The organism is Sinomonas notoginsengisoli (assembly GCF_021554725.1).
Lineage (GTDB): Bacteria > Actinomycetota > Actinomycetes > Actinomycetales > Micrococcaceae > Sinomonas > Sinomonas notoginsengisoli.
Window position 1 is genome coordinate 1 of sequence record NZ_JAIZDP010000023.1, and the last position, 5,609, is coordinate 5,609.

The window sequence follows — 5,609 nt, forward strand, 5'->3', positions numbered from 1 at the left end:
GTGTGGCGTGTTGTTTGAGAACTCAATAGTGTGCCAAGTTTTGTTGATGCCATTTTTGTGGTGTCTTTTTGCCTGGTTTCCTGTGCACCCCCGTGCATGGGGGCTGGGTGTTGATGCCGGGTCGTTTTCTGCTGGCCCTTCCGTGTTCTTTTTTCTGGGGGCGTGGGGGGTTGGCGTGTTTTTTGACGGAGAGTTTGATCCTGGCTCAGGATGAACGCTGGCGGCGTGCTTAACACATGCAAGTCGAACGGGGATGCCCAGCTTGCTGGGTGTTCTAGTGGCGAACGGGTGAGTAACACGTGAGCAACCTGCCCTTGACTCTGGGATAAGCCTGGGAAACTGGGTCTAATACCGGATAGGACTCCTCATCGCATGGTGGGGGGTGGAAAGCCTTGTGCGGTCTTGGATGGGCTCGCGGCCTATCAGCTTGTTGGTGGGGTGATGGCCTGCCAAGGCGACGACGGGTAGCCGGCCTGAGAGGGTGACCGGCCACACTGGGACTGAGACACGGCCCAGACTCCTACGGGAGGCAGCAGTGGGGAATATTGCACAATGGGCGCAAGCCTGATGCAGCGACGCCGCGTGGGGGATGACGGCCTTCGGGTTGTAAACCCCTTTCAGCAGGGGACAAGCCTTCGGGTGAGGGTACCTGCAGAAGAAGCGCCGGCTAACTACGTGCCAGCAGCCGCGGTAATACGTAGGGCGCGAGCGTTATCCGGAATTATTGGGCGTAAAGAGCTCGTAGGCGGTTTGTCGCGTCTGCTGTGAAAGCCCGGGGCTCAACCCCGGGTCTGCAGTGGGTACGGGCAGGCTGGAGTGCAGTAGGGGAGACTGGAATTCCTGGTGTAGCGGTGAAATGCGCAGATATCAGGAGGAACACCGATGGCGAAGGCAGGTCTCTGGGCTGTAACTGACGCTGAGGAGCGAAAGCATGGGGAGCGAACAGGATTAGATACCCTGGTAGTCCATGCCGTAAACGTTGGGCACTAGGTGTGGGGGCCATTCCACGGCTTCCGCGCCGCAGCTAACGCATTAAGTGCCCCGCCTGGGGAGTACGGCCGCAAGGCTAAAACTCAAAGGAATTGACGGGGGCCCGCACAAGCGGCGGAGCATGCGGATTAATTCGATGCAACGCGAAGAACCTTACCAAGGCTTGACATGTGCCGGACTGTCCCAGAGATGGGGCTTCCCCTCGGGGCCGGTTCACAGGTGGTGCATGGTTGTCGTCAGCTCGTGTCGTGAGATGTTGGGTTAAGTCCCGCAACGAGCGCAACCCTCGTCCCATGTTGCCAGCGCGTGATGGCGGGGACTCATGGGAGACTGCCGGGGTCAACTCGGAGGAAGGTGGGGACGACGTCAAATCATCATGCCCCTTATGCCTTGGGCTTCACGCATGCTACAATGGCCGGTACAAAGGGTTGCGATGCTGTGAGGTGGAGCCAATCCCAGAAAGCCGGTCTCAGTTCGGATTGGGGTCTGCAACTCGACCCCATGAAGTCGGAGTCGCTAGTAATCGCAGATCAGCAACGCTGCGGTGAATACGTTCCCGGGCCTTGTACACACCGCCCGTCAAGTCACGAAAGTCGGTAACACCCGAAGCCGGTGGCCCAACCCCTCGTGGGGGGGAGCCGTCGAAGGTGGGACTGGCGATTGGGACTAAGTCGTAACAAGGTAGCCGTACCGGAAGGTGCGGCTGGATCACCTCCTTTCTAAGGAGCCCCTCGCATGCTGGGGCCCCGGCCGCGTGGCCGGGGGCGTGGCGTGGAAGGTGAATGCCCGCTGCGGGAGCGGTTGTCTCCCGGCGGGTGCTCGTGGGTGGAACATCGGCAGGACTCGTGGCCCGTGCCCCGTGCGCGGCGCCCTTCGCCAGTACGCTGCGGCCCCCCTGGGGGGCCGGGGCCGGACCGTGCGGGGCGCCCTCGGATGGGGGTGGGGTCCTTGGCACACTGTTGGGTCCTGGGGCAACACGCTTGTCCCCGCGCCCCCCTTGCCCCGCGTTTGCGCGGGGGGTGGGGGGTGCGTGGTGCCCGCCTGCTCCCGGGTGCCGGCCTCCGGCCGGTGCTGTGGGGGCTGTGGGGGTTGTTGTTTGAGAACTGTATAGTGGACGCGAGCATCTAGCAATCTCGTTTTTCGAGTTGTGGGACAGCAAGATTTTTCTTGTGTGTCCTTGGTCTTTGTTGTGTTGAAGTTTCCAAGGGCGCACGGTGGATGCCTTGGCATCGGGAGCCGATGAAGGACGTGGGAATCTGCGATAAGCCTGGGGGAGTCGATAACCGGACTGTGATCCCAGGGTGTCCGAATGGGGGAACCCCGCCGCACTTGATGCGGTGACCCGCCGTTGAACGCATAGGCGGTGTGGGGGGAACGCGGGGAAGTGAAACATCTCAGTACCCGCAGGAAGAGAAAACAACAGTGATTCCGTCAGTAGTGGCGAGCGAACGCGGATGGGGCCAAACCGTGCGCGTGTGATACCCGGCAGGGGTTGCGCGCAGGGGGTTGTGGGGCCTTGCTTCGGCTGTCTGCCGGCGGCCGGGGGTGTGTGCGGGAGTGTAGGCGAACGGCCTTGAACGGCCGGCCGGAGAGGGTGTGAGTCCCGTAGCCGGAACGCTTGTCCGCCGCCCTTGCGGGTGTGCCCAAGTAGCACGGGGCCCGAGGAATCCCGTGTGAATCCGTCAGGACCACCTGATAAGCCTGAATACTACCCGATGACCGATAGCGGACAAGTACCGTGAGGGAAAGGTGAAAAGCACCCCGGGAGGGGAGTGAAAGAGTGCCTGAAACCGTGTGCCTACAAACCGTCAGAGCAGGCGTGTTCCTGTGATGGCGTGCCTTTTGAAGAATGAGCCTGCGAGTCAGTGCCACGTCGCGAGGTTAACCCGTGTGGGGGAGCCGTAGCGAAAGCGAGTCTGAACAGGGCGTTCAGTGGCGTGGTCTGGACCCGAAGCGGAGTGATCTACCCATGGCCAGGTTGAAGCGACGGTAAGACGTCGTGGAGGACCGAACCCACTTCAGTTGAAAATGGAGGGGATGAGCTGTGGGTAGGGGTGAAAGGCCAATCAAACTCCGTGATAGCTGGTTCTCCCCGAAATGCATTTAGGTGCAGCGTTGCGTGTTTCTTGCCGGAGGTAGAGCTACTGGATGGCCGATGGGCCCCACAGGGTTACTGACGTCAGCCAAACTCCGAATGCCGGCAAGTGGGAGCGCAGCAGTGAGACTGCGGGGGATAAGCTTCGTAGTCGAGAGGGAAACAGCCCGGACCACCGGCTAAGGCCCCCAAGCGTGTGCTAAGTGGGAAAGGATGTGGAGTCGCGAAGACAACCAGGAGGTTGGCTTAGAAGCAGCCACCCTTGAAAGAGTGCGTAATAGCTCACTGGTCAAGTGATTCCGCGCCGACAATGTAGCGGGGCTCAAGCACACCGCCGAAGCCGTGGCAGTCCCACGGGACCCTAGCCCTCCGGGGCTCAGGGGTGGGGCTGGGTAGGGGAGCGTCGTGCGGGCAGTGAAGCCCCCGGGTGACCGAGGGGTGGAGGCCGCACGAGTGAGAATGCAGGCATGAGTAGCGAAAGACGGGTGGGAAACCCGTCCGCCGGATGATCAAGGGTTCCAGGGTCAAGCTCATCTGCCCTGGGTAAGTCGGGACCTAAGGCGAGGCCGACAGGCGTAGTCGATGGACAACGGGTCGATATTCCCGTACCGGCGAAGGACCGCCCATGCCGGACAGCCGATGCTGACCGCCCGAACCCCGCATCCCAGGACTTCGGTCCTGGACCGTGGGGGGAGCGCGGGGACCAGAGCTGCGAGGCAAGCGTGCTAACAGGTGTGACGCAGGAAGGCAGCCCGGCCAGGCGATGGTAGACCTGGTCCAAGGATGTAGGGCGCGCGGTCGGCAAATCCGCCGCGCATCAGGCCTGAGGTCCGACGGGACCCCCTCGCGGGGGGATCGGGTGATCCTATGCTGCCGAGAAAAGCATCGACGCGAGGTCCCAGCCGCCCGTACCCCAAACCGACACAGGTGATCAGGTAGAGAATACCGAGGCGATCGAGAGAATCACGGTCAAGGAACTCGGCAAAATGCCCCCGTAACTTCGGGAGAAGGGGGACCCGGACCCTGGCCAGGCCACGCGCCTGGGAGGGGGGAAGGGTCGCAGAGACCAGGGGGAAGCGACTGTTTACTAAAAACACAGGTCCGTGCGAAGTCGCAAGACGATGTATACGGACTGACTCCTGCCCGGTGCTGGAAGGTCAAGAGGACCCGTCAGCCGCAAGGCGAAGCGGAGAATTCAAGCCCCAGTAAACGGCGGTGGTAACTATAACCATCCTAAGGTAGCGAAATTCCTTGTCGGGTAAGTTCCGACCTGCACGAATGGAGTAACGACTTCCCCGCTGTCTCGACCGTGAACTCGGCGAAATTGCACTACGAGTAAAGATGCTCGTTACGCGCAGCAGGACGGAAAGACCCCGAGACCTTCACTACAGTTTGGTATTGGTGTTCGGAGCGGCTTGTGTAGGATAGGTGGGAGACTGCGAGGCGGGCACGCCAGTGCCCGCGGAGTCGCCGTTGAAATACCACTCTGGTCGCTTTGGACACCTGAACCTCGGCCCGTGATCCGGGCCAGGGACAGTGCCTGACGGGTAGTTTAACTGGGGCGGTTGCCTCCCAAAGGGTAACGGAGGCGCCCAAAGGTCCCCTCAGCCTGGTCGGCAACCAGGTGGCGAGTGCAAGTGCACAAGGGGGCTTGACTGTGAGACAGGCATGTCGAGCAGGGACGAAAGTCGGGACTAGTGATCCGGCGGCACCTCGTGGAAGGGCCGTCGCTCAACGGATAAAAGGTACCTCGGGGATAACAGGCTGATCTTGCCCAAGAGTCCATATCGACGGCATGGTTTGGCACCTCGATGTCGGCTCGTCGCATCCTGGGGCTGGAGTAGGTCCCAAGGGTTGGGCTGTTCGCCCATTAAAGCGGTACGCGAGCTGGGTTTAGAACGTCGTGAGACAGTTCGGTCCCTATCCGCTGCGCGCGCAGGAGATCTGCGAAGGGCTGTCCCCAGTACGAGAGGACCGGGACGGACGAACCTCTGGTGTGCCAGTTGTACCGCCAGGTGCACGGCTGGTTGGCTACGTTCGGATGGGATAACCGCTGAAGGCATCTAAGCGGGAAGCCCGCTTCAAGATGAGATCTCCACGCCCATTACGGGCGAGAGGCCCCCAGCAGACCACTGGGTTGATAGGCCGGACGTGGAAGCAGGGACTGAAGACCTGCGAAGCCGACCGGTACTAATAGGCCGACAGCCTCAACACACACCACCCCCACCCGGGGGCCGGTGGCAGAGGCCAGGCATGCCACGCGTCCACCATACGGTCCCCGGACAACAAACCCCGGAACCACCCACAACCGAACACACACGTCACCGACAGCACGTGACCACAGGACTTCCCCACCCCCACCAGGGGGCGCGCGGAGAACAGGTTACGGCGGCCACAGCGTGGGGGAAACGCCCGGACCCATCCCGAACCCGGAAGCTAAGACCCACAGCGCCGATGGTACTGCACCCGCCAGGGTGTGGGAGAGTAGGACACCGCCGGACAACCACACCAGGTCGAGCCCCCC

Annotated in this window: 3 rRNA genes; all 3 read left to right on the forward strand. The window is 61.8% G+C overall.

From position 1 onward, the window contains the following. Window positions 1–182 precede the first annotated feature (182 nt). The 3 genes from LF262_RS16760 (at window position 183) to rrf (ending at window position 5,586) form a co-directional block, all read left to right on the forward strand. Window positions 183–1,709: ribosomal RNA gene (locus LF262_RS16760) — 16S ribosomal RNA — on the forward strand. Window positions 1,710–2,180: 471 nt separating this feature from the next. Continuing rightward, window positions 2,181–5,300 (forward strand): 23S ribosomal RNA (locus LF262_RS16765). A 169-nt stretch (window positions 5,301–5,469) separates the two neighbouring features. Beyond that, window positions 5,470–5,586, forward strand: a 5S ribosomal RNA gene (gene rrf / locus LF262_RS16770). Together the 16S, 23S and 5S rRNA genes form the textbook arrangement of a ribosomal RNA operon. Window positions 5,587–5,609 lie beyond the last annotated feature (23 nt).